Source organism: Erwinia sp. 2186 (assembly GCF_057812255.1).
In genome coordinates, this window is the sequence record NZ_CM173824.1 from 289,136 (window position 1) to 305,873 (window position 16,738).

The following is a 16,738-nucleotide window of genomic DNA, read 5'->3' on the forward strand; positions in this document are numbered from 1 at the left end:
TTTAGCTCCGTAATTCAGCCACTTCGTCATCGTTCAGATAACGAATCGGGCGGTCGCCCAGGGTGAAGATCAGGCGGGCGGTCTCTTCCAGCTCTTCGGTGTTGTCCGCCGCTTCACGCAGGGTTTTGCCTACCACCACCGGGCCATGATTGGCCAGCAGGAAGGCTTTGTAATGCGGCGCCAGCTTCGCCAGGTCTTCACCCAGCCGCGCATCGCCCGGACGGTAATAGGGCACTACCGGCACATCGCCGACGCGCATCACCACATACGGAGTAAACGGGCGGATGCAGTTCTGCGGATCCAGGCCTTCCAGGCAGGAAAGGGCGGTCAGATACAGGCAGTGCAGATGGACGATTGCCCCGCAGGCCGGGTTGTTCAGATAGATGGCGCGGTGGAAGCTGACCTCTTTCGAGGGCTTATCCCCGCCAATCCATTCCCCTTCCAGCGTCACTTTCGACAGCCGGTCGGCGACCAGCTCACCGAGGCAGGAGCCGGTGGGTGTGGCCAGCAGCGTACCGTCTTCGAGCAGCATCGAGAGGTTGCCCGCCGAACCGGTGGCATAACCGCGCTGGAAGAAGGACGCGCCCAGCCGGACCATCTCTTCCCGTGCTTGTTGTTCAGTCATAGCGAGAACTCCTGTTGAGCGCGTGCGAAGAAGTTTTCATCGCCAAAGTTGCCGGATTTCAATGCCAGCGAGATCGGCTGGGAAACGGCTTTGACCCACGGCACGCCGGGCGAGATCACCGGGCCGATATGGAACGCATCGATATTCAGCGTCTGCGCGACCACGCCGGAGGTTTCACCGCCGGCGACGATAAAGCGCTGCCAGCCACGCTGTTGCAGTTCACGCACCACTGCGGCAAACAGCTGCTCGACCGCTTCACTGCTTTTCTCGGCACCATACTGTTGCTGAATACGCTTCAGGGTGTCCGGTTCAGAGGTGGCGAACAGCAGCGGTGCCAGGCTTTCGCCGCTGTGCTCAGCGACCCAGTCACAGAGTTCGATCGCATAGGCGTCACGCTGTGCCAGCGCCCGTTCAACGTCAACCGCCAGAGACGCCGCCTGATCGCGGTAACGCGCCACCTGACGATTGGTCATGGTTGAACAGGATCCGGAGAGCACCACCGCGCGTTCGCCCTGCGGCGTGCCGGCGGCCTGCGCCTGCGCGCTGTTATGGGCGCTGCTTGCCCACTGACGGGCCAGGCCGATCGCCAGGCCGGAGCCGCCGGTCACCAGCGTCATTTCCCGCAGCGCTTCGCCCTGGGTCAGCAGATGCTGTTCGTTCAGCGCATCCAGCACCACATAACGCACGCCCTGTTGTTTCAGTTCAGCCAGCGCATGACGCACGGCGTCGGCACCCCGATCCAGCGTCTGGCTGTTAATCAGTCCGGCTTTGCCTTCACTCTGGGCTTCCATCAGACGCAGCAGGTTGCTGTCGGTCATCGGCGTCACCGGATGGTGGCGCATACCGGAATCGGACAGCAGCTGATCCATCACAAACAGATGTCCCTGATACACCGTGCGGCCATTGACCGGCAGTGACGGGGAGATGATGGTCTGGGTTTCGCCCAGCGCGGCCAGCAGCGCGTCGGTAACCGGACCGATGTTGCCTTTGGCGGTGCTGTCGAAGGTCGAGCAGTATTTAAAGTAGAAGCGCTCGCAGCCCTGTTGCTGTAGCCATGCCAGCGCCTGCAACGAGTCGGCAACCGCCTTCTCAGGAGCGCAGGAGCGGGATTTCAGGCTGACAACAATCGCCTCAGCCTCCAATGCCAGCGGCTCGGCCGGCACGCCATTTACCTGTACCGTCGCCATACCGTTCTGCACCAGGAAGCTGGCGATATCGGTGGCACCGGTGAAGTCATCTGCTATCACGCCCAGGCGCATTATTGCGGCTCCTTTTTCGCTGGCAGGGTAATGCCACTGAAGATTTTGATCACCGCGCTGTCGTCTTCACGGCCATAGCCGGCGTTGCTGGCGGAGGTGAACATATTAAAGGCGGTGGAGGCCAGCGGCAGCGGGAAGTGCAGCGCTTTGGCGGTGTCGGCCACCAGACCCAAATCTTTGACGAAGATATCCACCGCCGATTTTGGCGAGTAATCACCGTCCACCACGTGACGCATACGGTTCTCAAACATCCACGAGTTACCCGCCGCGTTGGTGACCACGTCATACATGGTATCCAGCGGAATACCGGCGCGCGCCGCCAGCGCCATCGCTTCGGCACCGGCCGCAATATGTACGCCTGCCAGCAGTTGGTGGATGATTTTCACCGTCGAGCCGAGACCGATTTCGCTACCAATGCGGTAGACCTTGCCTGCCACGGCATCCAGCACCGGTTGCAGCAGCGCAAAGGCCTTGTCGCTGCCGGAGGCCATCACCGTCATCTCGCCCAGCGCCGCTTTCGCCGCACCGCCAGAGACCGGCGCATCCAGCATGATCAGCTGATGCTCCGCCAGACGCTGTTCAATCAGCAGCGCATCCTGAGAAGAGATGGTGGAGGACACCATCACCGCGGTACCGGGCTTCAGATGGGCCGCCAGGCCGTTGTCACCAAACAGGATCTGGTTCACCTGCTGCGCGTTGACCACTAATAACAGCACCGCATCTAACTGTTCGGCAAAGCCATCCGCACGGGTTTCGGCCGCTTTGGCTCCGCTGCTCAGTAGCGTGTGCAGCGCGGCAGGATTCAGGTCAACACCGTAGGTGTTCAGGCCGGCTTTGATACAGGATTGCGCCGCACCCATGCCCATAGACCCGAGGCCAACGACACAGACCGACATTGATGATGCGTTAGGCATACGCTCTCCGTGTTAATTTAGGTGATAATTTGTTTTGTTGTGTGAAGTATAGGCGCTTTTATCACCAGAATTGGTGATGCGCATCACATTAATTAACAGTAATTAACCTGCATTTCACAAGGTTTAACATGCGTGTGAATCGCGCTACAAAGCATTAAACCCTTTATTATCAGTGCTATGTGCTTTTACGCTGGTCGATCAAAACCTGAGCCGTTCCCTTGATGCGTGATAAAATGATAAAAATTGGGGTGCAGACCGCGCCTCTGCTCCATTACACTTGTCCCGCAGATAACCCGCTCACAAGGAGAGACCATGATCCCGGTCGAAAGACATCAACAAATTTTAGCGCTGGTGCAGGAAAAGGGCGTGGTGAGCATTGCTGAACTGACCGATCGGCTGGCGGTGTCACATATGACCATCCGGCGGGATCTGCAGAAGCTGGAAGAGCAGGGCGCGGTCATGCTGGTGTCAGGCGGCGTACGCTCTACCGAGCGACTGGCCAGCGAGCCGTCACATCTGGATAAAACCAGCATGTTCAGCCAGGAGAAGCAGGCGATTGGCGAAGCGGCGGCCCGGCATATTCCCCGCAACAGCTGCATCTACCTGGACGCCGGCACCACCACGCTGGCGCTGGCCCGCGAGCTGGGTATGCGGGACGATTTAACCATCGTCACCAATGACTTTGTGATTGCCAACTTCTTTATCGACAACAGCCAGTGCCGGATGATCCACACCGGCGGCACGCTCTGTCGCGATAACCGTTCCTGCGTCGGCGATGCGGCGGCGCTGGCGTTGCAGGGACTGTCGATTGATATCGCCTTTATCTCCGCGTCCTGCTGGGGAATGCGTGGGATCTTCACCCCCGATGCGGAGAAGATCACCGTAAAGCGGGCGGTAAGTGAAGTGAGCCGCAAACGGGTGCTGCTGGCTGACAGCTCAAAATACAACAAGATCGCCACCTTCCTCGCGCTGCCGCTGGCCCGCTTTGACGCGATTATTACCGATCCCTATCTGCCGGACTCCGCCCGCCAGGAAATGGCGGCGCTGGAAATCGAGATCACGCTGGCCAGCTAACGGCGTGTCGCACGACGTAGAAAGGACCTTCGGGCCCTTTTTTTATTTACTAAAAGGCGCAGGCTATCAGTGAGATTGATAATGACAATGAAAGTTATTATCATTCGCGCACAAAAACACTAACAACATCGCAATCACTTTATGAAAACGCCACGTTTCTCCGTTTCCACCTTTACGCGCCTCCATGGAAAACCGCATTTCGTTCTGTTTGTCAGCCTGCTGGGCAGCGGCTCCGCGCTGGCGGCAGAGAGCACCCTGACCGTCAATGCCGATCCGGCGACAGCGGTGGGCAGCTACAGCCAGGATACCGCGACCATTGGCGGCACAACCGCCACACCGCGTAACGAAACCCCGCAGTCGGTCAGCGTGGTGACGTCGCAGGTGATCAAAGATTACCAGGTCAAAACCGTTAATGACGCGATGAAGTTTGTCAGCGGCGTCACCCAGGGCAATACGCTCGGGGGAATTGAAGATGGCTTCGTTAAGCGTGGCTTTGGCGCCAACTCGGACGGATCGATTTTCCTCGATGGCATCCGCAGCAATCAGGGCCTGTCGATGGATTCGACCATCGATCGTGTGGAAGTGCTGAAAGGCTCGGCTTCCCTGATGTACGGCATCCTTAATCCTGGCGGCGTGATCAATCTGGTCAGCAAAAAGCCGCAGTATGAGTGGAATACCCATATCAGTGGCGAATCCAGCAGCTTCGGCGGCGGTGCCGGTACGGTGGATATCACCGGTCCGCTCGGCAATGGTTTTGCCTTCCGGTTGATTGCCGAACGCCAGCGCGAAGATTACTGGCGCAACTTCGGCGTGAATCAGCATACGCTGATTGCACCTTCCCTGAGCTGGTTTGGCGAGAAAGCCTCGTTCAATATCAGCTACATGGAAAATAAATACGATATCCCGTATGACCGTGGCACCGCCTTTATCAACAAAAAACCGGTCGATATTCCCTATAATGAACGGCTGGACGACAGCGCCAACCATGCTTACGGCAAAAACAAGCGGCTGAACGTCACTTACGGCTATAACCTGGATGACACCTGGGCGACCCACGTTAACTATGGCTGGATGCAGCGCCGCTATGACAGCAACGAAGTCAGGGCCACCGCTATCGACACCACCACCGGGATTGTCTCGCGCCGGGCGGACGCCAACCGGGGCTTTAACCATCAGACCACCTATCTGTCATGGGATATCGGCGGCAGCCCGGAGATCTGGGGGATGCAGCACGATCTGATGCTGGGTGTGGACTACGAGCAGGACGAAACCTATAAGGCGTATTCCTATCGCGGCAAAGTTTCTAAAACCTTCAATATGTACGACCCGGTATATGGTGAAGAGCCGGTGGTCAGCAGCAGCACCGTCAGCGACACAATCAGCAACCTGCGAACCAACCTCTACAGCCGGTCGGTGTTTGCCAAAGACAGCATTCACCTGACCGACAAGTGGATTGCGGTGCTGGGCGGCCGTTTCCAGCGTTACACCCAGACCGCCAGCAGCGGCTGGACCAATCCCGCTACCACGCTGAACGATCGGGGTGACAGCTTCCTGCCACAGGCGGGGCTGGTGTATAAAATCCTGCCGGATCTGTCGCTTTACGGCAGCTACAGCCAGTCATTTACCCCATCGACGCAAACCGATGACGACGGCAACGTCGCCTCGACCGAAAAAGGCACTACCTATGAAGTCGGTGCCAAATGGCAGGTGGTGCCGGCGGTTTCTGCCACGCTGGCGCTGTACCGCATTGATGAAAAAGACATGTCGGTATTTATCAACGGCGTGACCCGTAACATTCCGAAAGCCCGTTCAACCGGGGCTGAAGTTGAAATCAACGGCGAAGTGGCGAAAGACTGGAACCTGACGGCGACCTACAGCTATGACAAAACCGAGATCGTTGAGGACAACCTCAACCCGGATAACGTCGGCAACCGCCTGGTCAACGCGCCAACCAATATGGGCAGCCTGTATCTGAGCCACACCCTGCGCTTCTCCTGGCTGCCGGGCGAACTGCGTATTGGCGGCGGCGGACGCTACGTCGGCAGCCGTGCCGGCGATCCTGAAAACAGCTTCACCATGCCGGACTACACCGTGGCGGATGCCTTTATCGCCTGGGACAGCCAGCTGGTGGGGAAACATACGCAGCTGAAGCTGAATATGAACAACCTGTTTGATAAGGAATATTACCAGTCCAGTGGCGGTAATCTGCGGGTGAGTGAAGGCGAGCCGCGCGTAATGTATCTGCAAGCGTCTGTCGATTTCTGATAGCCAACGGAGAAGGAAAAGCGATGAACAGGGCATTGATCAGCCTGCTGCTGATGCTGGTCAGCAGCGTGGCACCGGCGAAAACCATCACCGACATTCTGCAACGCAAGGTAGAGGTGCCGGATAACCCGCAGCGGATTGTGGTGGGGGAAAGCCGGATGATTTACACCCTGGCGCTGGTGGAAGAAGGCAATCCGGCGAAACGGGTGGTGGGCTGGCCAGGCGATCTGCAAAAGCTGGATCGTCAAACCTGGGATCGTTACGTTGACGCATTTCCGCAGATCAAAACCATCCCGCTGGTCGGCAAGTCGAATTATACCCAGATCAGCGTGGAGAAGGTGATCGCCCTGCAGCCCGATCTGGTGATCCTGCCGGTGTATGCCAAACAGGAAAGCAATCATGACAGCTTCCAGATGCAGCTTACTGCGGCAGGCATTCCGGTAATCTATATCGATACCCGCGTCGAGCTGCTGAAAAACACCGTGCCGAGCCTGAAAATTCTGGGCGAAGCGCTGAATGACCAGGCGAAAGCGCAGCGCTTTATTGATTTCTATCAGCAGCATATGAATCTGATCCGCGATCGGCTGGCCACCGCCAATCCGGCGAAACCGAGCGTGCTGTTGCAGCTGCATATTGGCCGCAGAGAGGAATGTTGCACCACGGTAAGCCACGGCAATCTGGCCGATTTACTGGCGTTTGCCGGGGGCAATAATATTGCGGCGGGTCGGTTTGGCGGCGTGTTTGGCCAGCTCAGCCCGGAAGCGATTATTGCCGCCAACCCGGAGGTTTACCTGGCCACCGGCTCGGGCGGCCCGCAGCAAACGGAGCAGCTTCAGCTTGGCCCGCAGGTCAATGCGGCGGCGGCTCAGCACAGCTTCAGCAAGGCGCTGGCGAATGAGTCGGTCATCTCCCAGCTGCCGGCCATCCGCAATGGTCGGGCGCTGGCGGTGTGGCATAACTTCTATATGAGTCCGTGGCATCTGCTGGATGTGGAGATCTTCGCTAAGGCGCTGCATCCCCGGCTGTTTGCCGATCTCGACCCGCGTAAAACGCTGGATGAGATGAATCAGCAGTTCCTGCCGTTAGCCGAAAAGGGCACCTACTGGACCACGCCAGACAGCACCGCAAACGGGCACTAAAAACGTTAAGCCATAAAAAAAAGGCCCGCGAATTTCGCGGGCCTTTTGCTGCTATCAGTCCAGACCAACATTATTCGTTGATATTAGGATGCTGATTAATCAGATGTTTACGTTTCTCTTCCAGCTCGGCAATCTGCTCACTGATATCGTCGATTTTGGTTTCGATATTATCGTGATGCTCCTGCAACAGCTCTTTCGCTTCATGAATATCGGAAGCCGCCGGAGTCGCGCCACGCAGTGGCATATTGGCGGTTTCTTTCATCATGATACCGGTGACCAGGCCCACCACCGCCACCACCATCAGGTAGTAAGCCGGCATGTAGAGGTTCGCGGTATATTCAACCAGCCAGGCGGCCAGCGTTGGCGTCAGACCCGCCACCAGAATCGAGATATTAAAGGCACTGGCTAAGGCGCTGTAACGAATGTGTGTCGGGAACATCGCTGGCAGCGACGAGGCCATCACGCCGGTGAAGCAGTTCAGTATCACCGCCAGGATCAGCAGACCGGCAAAGATCAGCCCGGTGACGTTACTGTTGATCAGCATGAAGCAAGGAATGGCCATAATCATCAGCGCGATACTGCCGATAATCACAAACGGACGACGACCAAACTTATCGCTCATCAGGCCCATAATCGGCTGAATAAACAGCATACCAATCATGATGGCGATGATGATTAACACGCCGTGATCTTCAGAATAGTGAAGATTGTGCGACAGGTAGCTCGGCATATACGTCAACAGCATGTAGTAGGTGACGTTAGTCGAGAGCACCAGACCGATACAGGCCAGCAGGCTTTTCCAGTGCTTGGTGGCAATCTCTTTAAACGACACTTTTGGCCCTTCGGCCAGACCTTCACGGTCACCTTTTTCCAGCTTGTCCACGTGCTGCTGGAACGCAGGCGTTTCTTCCAGCGCGTTACGCAGGTAGATGCCGATCAGTCCTAACGGCAGCGCCACGAAGAATGGAATACGCCAGCCCCACTCAAGGAACTTGGCATCACCGACCACGGTGGAGATCAGCACGACCAGGCCCGCACCGGTGACGAAGCCGACAATGGAGCCGAAGTCCAGCCAGCTGCCCATAAAGCCGCGTTTACGGTCCGGGGAGTATTCCGCCACGAAGATCGACGCACCGGTATATTCACCGCCGACCGAGAAGCCTTGCGCCATTTTACACAGCAGCAGCAGGATCGGTGCCCAGATGCCAATGGTGGCGTAAGACGGTATCAGACCGATACAGAAAGTACTGACCGACATGATAACAATGGTGATAGAGAGGATTTTCTGGCGACCGTATTTGTCACCGAGTCTGCCGAAGAAAAGACCACCTAAAGGACGAATAAGGAAAGGAACGGAGAAGGTTGCCAGAGCGGCAATCATCTGCAAGCCCGGATCGGCACCCGGGAAAAACACCTGGCCTAAGGCGAAGGCCACAAAGCCGTAAACCCCAAAGTCAAACCACTCCATAGCGTTACCCAGCGACGCTGCGGTAATGGCTTTGCGTAACCTGGCATCATCAATGATCGTTACGTCTTTTAAGCCAATCGGCTTAACACGCTTCCTACGTAGCTTCATATAAAACACCCTGTAATTGTCTGTTTCCCAATTAGATTCTTGCCCCTTTCTGCTCGTGCGCAAGACCTGGCACCGGGCGAAACGGGTCAAATAGTGCAGGGCCAGAAGCCCCACTGACAGCGATTTGTGGTGGGTAATGGCGCCCATCAACAGATAACTGTCTGCATTCAGTATATCGTTTCTTACGCGGCTAACATAATTTCTGTCTGAAATTAGCTACAGCGATGCAACAGACCGAATCTGATTCAGACAAGGAATTTAACAAAGCCAGGGCCAGCCGCCGACGGGGCTGCTTCACGGCAAAACGGCCATTGGCAGGTATTCATTCTGATGAGCAGAATAATAGAAGAGAACAGAACCGTTAATTGCTGATAATTCATTGACTGAATTAAGTGAAATTAGTTAATAGCATTCAAAAAAGTTATTTGTTGCGTGTGAACAGACTATGGGTAATACTTCCTGCCGCATTTTTGCGGAGTCAGCAATGTATAATAAAAATAGCAACACCTTTGAAAATTATTATCTTAATATGCAAGAAAGCATTGATAATAATTTACGTCTCTGGCGTCATTATCACGCCGTTAACATTATTGATAATCAGGTTATTTCGCCGCAAAATGCGTGGCTGAACTGTGGTGAAAGTGTCGATAAAATAGTGCAGCAGGTGCATTTACAGAGCAAAAGTGTGGCGCAACAGGCCGGGGTGCTGAACCGTTACGGACTGTTGTCAAAGCAGATGCAGGGCATGGTGGAACGCTTTCAGGCATTGGGTGTAAAACTGGCCGAACAAAGTGTCAATTCCCGCCGCGAGGAAATTTATCAGGAGTATCAGCAGCTGGCCGATCATATTATGCCGACGCTGGAACGCATTAATCAGCGGGTAGAAGCACGCCGTGAAGCGGTAGGGATTAAAGCCGAAACAAAAATAACCCCGCCGGTGGCTGACGAAACGGTCAACGTGGCATTACGCGCCGCGCTTAAACGTCGCAGCTAACTCTTCGCCTTTATTCTTCTCTCACCGGAATTGGCACTGACGTCCAGGGTTGCTGATTTTGTTCTTCCATCCACGCCATTAACGCACTGCCGTTCATCGGCCGGGCATACAGATAGCCCTGGATAAAGATCACCCCACGCTTTTTCAGATACTCCAGCTGCAGCGGCGTTTCCACCCCTTCCGCCACGATGCTCAGCTTCAGCTTATGGCTCAGCATGATAATCGCATCCAGCACCGGCGCTTCGCCGTCAACCGATTCAATGGCGTTCACGAAGCCACGGTCAATTTTCAGGTAGTCCAGCGGGAAGGTTTGCAGGTAAGAGAGCGAGCAGTGGCCGGTGCCGAAGTCATCGATGGCGATTTTAATCCCTTCGCGGCGAAGCTGCTGCAGTTTGCTGATCACATCGTCGCCGTCGGAAATCAGACTGCGCTCGGTCAGCTCAAGGGTAATATTCGGCTGGTGGTGGGCTATTTTGGCGGCAAATTCACGGATGTCCGCCATAAAATCCGCATGCTGAATATGCTCACCGGCGATATTCAATCCAATATGGAAGTTCGGCGGGATCTGCCAGTCGCGCATATCCTCGGCGATATTCTGCAATAAAGACTGGGTCAGCGGGACAATCATCCCTTCTTCTTCGGCAGCCTGAATAAACAGGTCCGGCCTGGCCCAGCGGCCATTGGGTAATTTCCAGCGCATTAGCGCTTCCGCACCGGAGGCTTTGCCGGTCTCCACGTTATACACCGGCTGATAATTTACCGAGAATTCCCGGCGCTGAATCGCCCGCTTTAGCTGGTCGCGGATCGACACCTTTCGCTTCAGCCAGTTGTTGGTCACCATCATCAACAGCAGCGAGAAAATGGCCGCCATCGGGATAAAGGTCACCATGCCGTGGCGCCAGGTTAACGCCAGGTCACGCGCAGGCGAGGTGACGGTGGCGACAATCGGATAGCGTTGCGAGGTTTCAACCAGCGTATGCGCCCTGAGCAGGGAAGCGCGCTCATCCGGGAGCGTGCCGCTGGCGATGCGGTAACCGCCGCCAAACTGCAACACGATGGCGTAATCGTGGCTTTTGCCCACCGCATCCATAAAGTCGAGCAGATACTGGCCATCCACTATCGCATAGCTGCTAAACATGCTCGGGGTGTCGCGCACATAGATTACGGCCGGGCGATCCTTTACCGAAAACGTGCCGGCCAGCGAGGTCATCCACCAGGCTTTGCGCGTTTCTGGTGGTGGGCCTTGCAGCATGGTCTTCAGGTCGCCGCGTAAACCGGCATACATTGACGAACAGGTGACTTCGTCATCCTGCATCACGCCGATTGAGCGGAAATAGGGGTACTGCGAGGCGTATTCCTGCAGCTGCTCATTAATGTCCGTGCAGGATTTATCGGAGAACTTGCGCAGATAGCCGACCATATTCCACGCCTGATCGCTAATCGACTCGGCCTGCGTGAGCAGCATTGAGGCCGTTACGGATTGCTGACGTTGTACAATTTGTCGGGCGTCGATAAAGGTAAACAGCAGGCAGAGGAGCAGCGGTGCCAGACCGGCAATGGTCAGAAAAAGGCCCTTCTTTTGCGGGCTGGTCTTAAAAATAGAGTCCACGTCGTACCTCTGTAACCCAACAAAACGTTGCGTAAAAAAGTGCCGGCCAGCCGCAAATGACGGTATAGCTGACGAAAAGCCAGACAGTCTGCCAGCATCATAAGCGCAGAGACCGGGCTTTAGTCAATATTCTGCAAATTATTGCCGGATTGATCGTTTCCCCGCCGTTTTTCTCCTGTGTCAGGATGCCTTCGCGGTCTGGCCGCGTAACCCGGACAACAACAGGAGCGAAAATGACTGATGCGGTGGTACTAAAAAGTGCAGCGCCTTTACGGAGCAGGATCACGGACGAGGAGTGGCAGGCAAGGGTCAAACTGGCGCACTGTTATCAGCTGGCGGCGAAGCTCCGCTGGACCGACCATATCTATACCCATTTTTCGCTGCGCGTGCCGGGGGAAAAGCCTCACTTCCTGATCAACGCCTACGGACAAACCTTCGATGAGATCACCCCGGAAACGCTGGTTAAGATCGATCTGGATGGTGAGATCATCGACGATCCCACCGGTCTGGGCATTAATCCGGCGGGCTACGTGATCCACAGCGCCATCCACCGCGCGCGCCCGGAAACCCATGCCGTGTTGCATACCCATACCGCCGCCGGGATTGGCGTGGCGGCGCAGAAAAAGGGTCTGCTGATGATTTCCCAACACAGCATGCGTTTCTTCCAACGTCTGGCGTATCACGACTACGAAGGGATAGCGCTGGATCTGGACGAGCAGCAGCGCATCGTCGCCGATCTGGGCGATCTCAACGCGCTGATCCTGCGCAATCATGGCCTGCTGACCTGCGGCAACAACCTTGAAGAAGCCTTCTATAACCTCTATTACCTGGAGCGCGCCTGCGTGGCTCAGCTGGCTGCCCAGACCGGCGGCAGCGAGCTGACCATCGTGCCGGACGACGTGGCGGAGAAAGCCGCGCAGGTGTTTGATAACGGCATTAAAAACAAAAAATATCTCCTGCACTGGGATGCCTATATCCGCCAGCTGCAACGCAACGCACTTTAATAAGGGATCGCCATGAAATATTTAGCGGCTGTGCTGCTGCTTTGCACCACTTATGCCGCCAGCGCGGCCAGTGACCTTTCAGGCGTGACGCTGGTGCTGGGCGATCAGGCGCGTAATCTGCGTTCGCTGGTGGACGCCTCGGGCGTGATGAAAGACGCGCCTTATCAGTATCGCTGGGCCAATTTCCAGGGCGCGGCGCCGTTGTTCGAAGCGCAACGCGCCGGCGCGGTGGATACGTCCTATGCCGGGGATTTGCCGGTACTGATGGCGGCTTCGGGCGGGGTGGAATTAAAGATTATTGCGACTAACGTCGGCGATCCCGGTTCGAATGGGCTGGTTGTTCCGGCCGATTCACCGATCCACAGCGTCAAGGATCTGGCGGGCAAACCGGTGGTGGTCTCCTCCGCCCGGGGCAGCATTTCCCAGCACTTGCTGTATCAGGCGCTGGAAGAGGCGGGGGTAAAGCGTGATGCGGTGCCGGTCCGTTTTGTGCTGCCAACCGATGCCAGCGCCGCGTTTAACTCCGGGCAGATTGCCGCCTGGGCGACCTTCGATCCCTATCTCGGCATCGCCGAACAGCACGGCGCGCGCCTGCTGCGCGACGGCAAAGGACTGACTACCGCGCTGTCATTTGTTACCGCCACCGGGAGTTCGTTAAAGGATCCGCAAAAAAGGCTGGCGATAGCCGACTTTGCCCGCCGTCTGGCGAAAGCGCGGGAATGGGCGCTGCAGCATCCTGATGAATATAATCAGGTTTACTCTTCACTGACCCGACTGTCACCGGAAGACGCCAGGGCGATTACCGTCAGGATTTCTCACGGCATTCGCCCGGTCTCGGCGGAGGATATTGCGAAAGTGCAGAAGGTCTCCGATCTGTTCTCCTCGCTGGCGATCCTGCCGGCGAAAGTGGACGTCCAGTCGATCACCGACACCAGCGTGTTCGCGGCGCAGTAGCGTTAACTTCTTGCTGGAACATGAGGAATTCAGCGCGACCGATGGCAGGCGAAATAAAGTCACTTGCATAATGCAAGTGACCTGGCTACTGTTACTTGCATAATGCAAGTCACGAGTGGAAGCCCGCCATGAAATCCGATCCCCTTTATCAGATGTCCTGTCCGATTGCCCGCAGCCTGGGCCGAATTGGCGACAGCTGGAGCATGCTGATCCTGCGCGATATGTTTGCCGGCCTGACGCGGTTTGATGAACTGCAAAAAAGCAGCAATATTGCGCCAAATATCCTCACCCGACGGCTGAAAGACCTGGTAGAAGACGGTCTGCTTGAACGGGTCGCCTATTGCGAAAAGCCGCTGCGCTATGAATATCACCTCACGCAAATGGGACGTGATTTCCGGCCGGTGATCCTGTCGCTGTTGCAATGGGGCAACAGCTGGCTTGCACCGGAAGGCCGCTCGATGCAGCTGGTCGAGCGCAGCTCAGGCCGCGTGGTCGAGCTGGAGTTGACCGATAAACAGACCGGCCGGGCGATCACCGCCACGGAATATGCCTCTGTGCCCGGCCCGGCGGCCGACGAGGCGGTGCGCTATCGCCATGAGTACGTGCAGCAAAAGCGGGCAGGGGTTGCCGGTAAATTTGTCCCACCCAGCATTTATCGTGACCCATCATGAGCCTGACCCTGAATGACGGTGCCACGGCACCGCGCCGGTTCACGCTACCCCGTAAGCGCTCACTAACATTTCTGCTGCTGGTGGTGCTGCTTTGCGCGCTGGCGGGCTATGGCTGGCACTGGTATCACACCGGGCGATACCTGCAGCAAACCGATGATGCCTATGTCGGCGGCGATATCAGCGTGCTGTCAGCCAAAGTGCCGGGATACATTGCGCGGGTTTGGGTGCTGGACAATCAGCAGGTGCAGCAAGGCGATCGGCTGATTACCCTCGAGAGTGCGGATTATCAGGCGGCACTGGCGCAGGCGCAGGCCAACGTCAGCGCGCAGCGTGCGCAGCTGGTGGACATTGCCGCCACGCGTCAGCTGCAACAGGCGACAATTGCCAGCGCGCAGGCCAGCGTACGTTCGGCGCAGGCAGAGTCCCGCCGCACGCGGGATGATAATCAGCGTTATTCCGCGCTGGTGAGCAGCGCCGCCGTCTCCCGACAGAGCCGCGAGCAGGCCGCCGCCGCCTGGCAACAGGCGGTTGCCGCTGAACAGAAAGCCCAGGCCGAAACCACCGCATCGCAGCGTCAGCTGGCGGTACTGGATGCCCGCAGCCAGCAGGCGCAGGCCGCCCTTGAACAGGCGCTGGCCCAGCTGGATATGGCGAAGCTAAACGTCGGCTATACCGACATTCGCGCGCCGTTTGCCGGCACGGTCGGTAACCGCCGCGCGCGGCCCGGCGCCTTTGCTGCCGCCGGCACGCAACTGCTGTCACTGGTGCCCAGCCAGGGATTATGGATCGATGCCAATTTTAAAGAGAGCCAGCTGGCGGAGATGAAACCCGGCCAGAAAGCCGAAATCCGTGCTGATGTCATGCCCGACCGGGTGTTTCACGGCCATGTCAGCAGCCTTTCTCCGGCAACGGGCGCGCAGTTCAGCGTATTGCCCGCCGAAAACGCCACCGGCAACTTCACCAAAATCGTGCAGCGGGTGCCGGTGCGTATTCTGTTAGACAGTAACGACAGCCGGCTTGGCGCGTTGCGTCCGGGCCTGTCGGTGACCGTCAACGTTAATCAGCAGGACCGCTAATGAACGGCCAGGCGGGTATTGCGGGCATGAGCATGGCGAGCAAGGTTTTTGCCTTTGCCACCATGTGCGTGGGGATGTTTATCGCGCTACTGGATATCCAGATTGTCTCGGCCTCTTTGCGGGATATCGGCGGTGGGCTGTCCGCAGGCACCGATGAAACGGTGTGGGTGCAGACCAGTTATCTGATTGCCGAAATTATTGTTATCCCGCTTTCCGGCTGGCTGGCCCGCGTGATGTCTACCCGCTGGCTGTTTGCTGCTTCCGCCGCCGGATTTACGGTGATGAGCCTGCTGTGCGGCTGGGCGTGGAACATTCAAAGTATGATCGCCTTCCGGGCATTGCAGGGCTTCCTGGGCGGCTCGATGATCCCCATGGTGTTCACCACCGCTTTTGCCTTCTTCAGTGGGCCGCAGCGGGTGATTGCCGCCGCGACCGTGGGCGGGCTGGCTTCGCTGGCACCGACGCTTGGCCCGACCGTCGGCGGCTGGATCACCGACAATTACTCGTGGCACTGGCTGTTCTTTATTAACCTGGTGCCGGGGATGTTTATCACCATTGCGGTGCCCATATTGGTCAACGTCGATGAGCCGGACTGGTCATTGCTGAAAGGCGCGGATTATCCCGGCATGCTGATGATGGCGTTGTCACTGGGCTGTCTGGAATACACGCTGGAAGAAGGGCCGCGCTGGGGCTGGATGGATGACAGCACTATCCTTATCACCGCGTGGATTTCTGGCCTGGCGGGCTTAGGGTTTATCTGGCGCACCTTGCGGCATCCGCGTCCGGTGGTCGATTTGCTGGCCCTGAAGGATCGTAATTTTGCGTTGGGCTGTTTTTTCTCGTTTATGGCCGGCGTCGGTATCTTTTCGACCATCTACCTTACGCCGCTTTTTTTGGGGAATTTACGCGGCTTTAGCGCGCTGGATATTGGCCTGGCGATCTTCTCCACCGGGATCTTCCAGATCCTGTCGATCCCGATCTACTCGTGGTTTGCTAACCGGGTGGATCTGCGCTGGCTGATGATGATCGGTCTGGCGGCGTTTGCCCTGTCGATGTTCTTTTTCACCCCGATAACCCATGACTGGGGAGCGGAACAGCTGCTGCTTCCGCAGGCTTTTCGCGGCGCGGCGCAACAGTTCGCCGTCGCCCCGGCGGTAACCCTGACGCTGGGCGGGCTGCCGCCCGAGCGGCTGAAGCTGGCGTCGGGACTGTTTAATCTGATGCGCAACCTGGGCGGCGCCATCGGGATTGCGATGTGTGGGACGGTATTGAATGACCGGACAAACCTGCATTTCAGCCGGCTGGGTGACCATCTGAATATGACCAATCAGGCGATGGACAGCCAGCTGGATACGCTGACGCAGATCTGGCAGCAGAGCGGTATGGACGTCGCTACCGCCCATACCGCCGCGTTAAAGCAGCTGGCTGCACTCACCTTCCGTGAAGCGCAAACGCAGGCTTTTGCCGATGCGTTTGTGCTGATTATGGTCGGATTCATCATCACCACGCTGATGGTGCTGCTGATGCGCAAACCCGCCGCCAGTGCACCGCCGGTGACCGCTGAGGCGCATTAGGCCG

At 57.1% G+C, this 16,738-nt stretch carries 14 protein-coding genes; 9 read left to right on the forward strand and 5 right to left on the reverse strand.

What is annotated here, in order from left to right; translation table 11 throughout:
* Position 1 precedes the first annotated feature (1 nt).
* The 3 genes from otnC to ltnD are packed head-to-tail and all read right to left on the reverse strand — an operon-like array spanning position 2 to position 2,798.
* Positions 2-625, reverse strand: coding sequence for a 3-oxo-tetronate 4-phosphate decarboxylase (gene otnC, locus ACXKZG_RS01305; RefSeq protein WP_013204298.1), 624 nt, complete (start codon positions 623-625; stop codon positions 2-4).
* The gene (gene otnK / locus ACXKZG_RS01310) at positions 622-1,884 is read right to left on the reverse strand and encodes a 3-oxo-tetronate kinase (protein ID WP_471720865.1); all 1,263 of its coding nucleotides are present in this window, start codon (positions 1,882-1,884) and stop codon (positions 622-624) included. The genes otnC and otnK overlap by 4 nt, the downstream gene beginning before the upstream one ends.
* Complete coding sequence (gene ltnD / locus ACXKZG_RS01315) at positions 1,884-2,798, reverse strand: L-threonate dehydrogenase (RefSeq protein WP_346568129.1); 915 nt, start codon at positions 2,796-2,798, stop codon at positions 1,884-1,886. The genes otnK and ltnD overlap by 1 nt, the downstream gene beginning before the upstream one ends.
* Before the next feature lie 312 nt (positions 2,799-3,110).
* On the opposite strand from ltnD, the gene ygbI reads away from it, so the two are divergent.
* The 3 genes from ygbI (at position 3,111) to ACXKZG_RS01330 (ending at position 7,276) form a co-directional block, all read left to right on the forward strand.
* Positions 3,111-3,872, forward strand: a complete 762-nt coding sequence (gene ygbI / locus ACXKZG_RS01320) for a DNA-binding transcriptional repressor YgbI (RefSeq protein WP_105760395.1) — start codon at positions 3,111-3,113, stop codon at positions 3,870-3,872.
* Positions 3,873-4,013: 141 nt separating this feature from the next.
* Complete coding sequence (locus ACXKZG_RS01325) at positions 4,014-6,137, forward strand: TonB-dependent siderophore receptor (protein ID WP_209215483.1); 2,124 nt, start codon at positions 4,014-4,016, stop codon at positions 6,135-6,137.
* Between the two features lie 23 nt (positions 6,138-6,160).
* Positions 6,161-7,276: an ABC transporter substrate-binding protein gene (locus ACXKZG_RS01330; RefSeq protein WP_488875593.1), complete on the forward strand. Its 1,116-nt coding sequence runs from the start codon at positions 6,161-6,163 to the stop codon at positions 7,274-7,276.
* A 70-nt stretch (positions 7,277-7,346) separates the two neighbouring features.
* On the opposite strand, the gene proP is transcribed toward ACXKZG_RS01330, so the two are convergent.
* Entirely contained in the window at positions 7,347-8,852 is a 1,506-nt protein-coding gene (gene proP / locus ACXKZG_RS01335; protein ID WP_053141435.1) for a glycine betaine/L-proline transporter ProP, read from the reverse strand.
* 484 nt (positions 8,853-9,336) lie between these two features.
* On the opposite strand from proP, the gene ACXKZG_RS01340 reads away from it, so the two are divergent.
* On the forward strand, positions 9,337-9,846 hold the full coding sequence (locus ACXKZG_RS01340; RefSeq protein ID WP_013204290.1) for a hypothetical protein: 510 nt from the start codon (positions 9,337-9,339) through the stop codon (positions 9,844-9,846).
* A 10-nt stretch (positions 9,847-9,856) separates the two neighbouring features.
* On the opposite strand, the gene ACXKZG_RS01345 is transcribed toward ACXKZG_RS01340, so the two are convergent.
* Positions 9,857-11,455, reverse strand: a complete 1,599-nt coding sequence (locus tag ACXKZG_RS01345; protein ID WP_488875594.1) for an EAL domain-containing protein — start codon at positions 11,453-11,455, stop codon at positions 9,857-9,859.
* A gap of 233 nt (positions 11,456-11,688) precedes the next feature.
* On the opposite strand from ACXKZG_RS01345, the gene ACXKZG_RS01350 reads away from it, so the two are divergent.
* From ACXKZG_RS01350 to ACXKZG_RS01370, 5 genes are all read left to right on the forward strand, one after another.
* Entirely contained in the window at positions 11,689-12,459 is a 771-nt protein-coding gene (locus ACXKZG_RS01350; RefSeq protein ID WP_013204288.1) for a class II aldolase/adducin family protein, read from the forward strand.
* A gap of 12 nt (positions 12,460-12,471) precedes the next feature.
* Positions 12,472-13,413, forward strand: coding sequence for an ABC transporter substrate-binding protein (locus ACXKZG_RS01355; RefSeq protein ID WP_488875595.1), 942 nt, complete (start codon positions 12,472-12,474; stop codon positions 13,411-13,413).
* 128 nt (positions 13,414-13,541) lie between these two features.
* Entirely contained in the window at positions 13,542-14,084 is a 543-nt protein-coding gene (locus tag ACXKZG_RS01360) for a winged helix-turn-helix transcriptional regulator (protein WP_471720871.1), read from the forward strand.
* Positions 14,081-15,160, forward strand: coding sequence for an HlyD family secretion protein (locus tag ACXKZG_RS01365; RefSeq protein WP_346568118.1), 1,080 nt, complete (start codon positions 14,081-14,083; stop codon positions 15,158-15,160). The genes ACXKZG_RS01360 and ACXKZG_RS01365 overlap by 4 nt, the downstream gene beginning before the upstream one ends.
* Positions 15,160-16,734, forward strand: a complete 1,575-nt coding sequence (locus tag ACXKZG_RS01370) for a DHA2 family efflux MFS transporter permease subunit (protein ID WP_488875596.1) — start codon at positions 15,160-15,162, stop codon at positions 16,732-16,734. The genes ACXKZG_RS01365 and ACXKZG_RS01370 overlap by 1 nt, the downstream gene beginning before the upstream one ends.
* Positions 16,735-16,738 lie beyond the last annotated feature (4 nt).

What these genes read in the sequence shown, in the direction of transcription:
- otnC (WP_013204298.1), bottom strand. Translation starts at nt 625, where the DNA reads ATGACTGAACAACAAGCACGGGAAGAGATGGTCCGGCTGGGCGCGTCC.
- otnK (WP_471720865.1), bottom strand. Translation starts at nt 1,884, where the DNA reads ATGCGCCTGGGCGTGATAGCAGATGACTTCACCGGTGCCACCGATATC.
- ltnD (WP_346568129.1), bottom strand. Translation starts at nt 2,798, where the DNA reads ATGCCTAACGCATCATCAATGTCGGTCTGTGTCGTTGGCCTCGGGTCT.
- ygbI (WP_105760395.1), top strand. Translation starts at nt 3,111, where the DNA reads ATGATCCCGGTCGAAAGACATCAACAAATTTTAGCGCTGGTGCAGGAA.
- ACXKZG_RS01325 (WP_209215483.1), top strand. Translation starts at nt 4,014, where the DNA reads ATGAAAACGCCACGTTTCTCCGTTTCCACCTTTACGCGCCTCCATGGA.
- ACXKZG_RS01330 (WP_488875593.1), top strand. Translation starts at nt 6,161, where the DNA reads ATGAACAGGGCATTGATCAGCCTGCTGCTGATGCTGGTCAGCAGCGTG.
- proP (WP_053141435.1), bottom strand. Translation starts at nt 8,852, where the DNA reads ATGAAGCTACGTAGGAAGCGTGTTAAGCCGATTGGCTTAAAAGACGTA.
- ACXKZG_RS01340 (WP_013204290.1), top strand. Translation starts at nt 9,337, where the DNA reads ATGTATAATAAAAATAGCAACACCTTTGAAAATTATTATCTTAATATG.
- ACXKZG_RS01350 (WP_013204288.1), top strand. Translation starts at nt 11,689, where the DNA reads ATGACTGATGCGGTGGTACTAAAAAGTGCAGCGCCTTTACGGAGCAGG.
- ACXKZG_RS01355 (WP_488875595.1), top strand. Translation starts at nt 12,472, where the DNA reads ATGAAATATTTAGCGGCTGTGCTGCTGCTTTGCACCACTTATGCCGCC.
- ACXKZG_RS01360 (WP_471720871.1), top strand. Translation starts at nt 13,542, where the DNA reads ATGAAATCCGATCCCCTTTATCAGATGTCCTGTCCGATTGCCCGCAGC.
- ACXKZG_RS01365 (WP_346568118.1), top strand. Translation starts at nt 14,081, where the DNA reads ATGAGCCTGACCCTGAATGACGGTGCCACGGCACCGCGCCGGTTCACG.
- ACXKZG_RS01370 (WP_488875596.1), top strand. Translation starts at nt 15,160, where the DNA reads ATGAACGGCCAGGCGGGTATTGCGGGCATGAGCATGGCGAGCAAGGTT.